Here is a 525-nt window from a genome sequence, read left to right as displayed (position 1 = left end):
CGAATTCTCCTCAAACGGATGCATGCAATTTTCTAGCAATGGGAAAGGCACAATAAGAACAGAGGAACACTGGAAAAGACTACTCTGGACTCCGAGAAAAATGTACGCAATCCCCATAGCCTGTTCCACAGCCACAACCTGCTCCATCAGCAGAATATTCGGAAATCCTTCAACTTCTAAAAAAAGGAAAAATTATTGAGCTCTTAAAAAAACAGCTTGCGTTGAAAAAAGAACAACTTTCGCAAGTAGAAAAAGCTTATCAGGCTATAACAAAGAGTCAGAAAACAGAACCTCAAAAAATAGACTTTTCTAGTTTTTTTCTCAAAGAACCAGAAGCGCTCTATAAGAGTGATAAGCTTTCAAGGGAATCATATCAAAAGGAATTAGAGGAACCCACCAACATTTCTGTTTCTTCTGATCAAATTTTCAATACTCTTTCTGGCCGTTTACAATTTGCATCGATACTAGATTATTCTGTAAGTTTAGATTCTTTTGAAGACGTTGAAAATCGTTTTTAATACTTTT

At 36.0% G+C, this 525-nt stretch carries 1 protein-coding gene; it reads left to right on the top strand.

Going from position 1 to position 525, the window contains the following annotated elements; translation table 11 throughout:
• Positions 1-221: 221 nt before the first annotated feature.
• Complete coding sequence (locus tag J7R10_RS08495) at positions 222-518, top strand: TrbJ/VirB5 family protein (protein WP_246787423.1); 297 nt, start codon at positions 222-224, stop codon at positions 516-518.
• Positions 519-525: the final 7 nt, after the last annotated feature.

The organism is Bartonella vinsonii subsp. berkhoffii ATCC 51672, from assembly GCF_902825225.1.
Taxonomy (GTDB): Bacteria; Pseudomonadota; Alphaproteobacteria; order Rhizobiales; family Rhizobiaceae; genus Bartonella; species Bartonella berkhoffii.
This window is presented reverse-complemented; position numbering and strand designations above follow the sequence as displayed.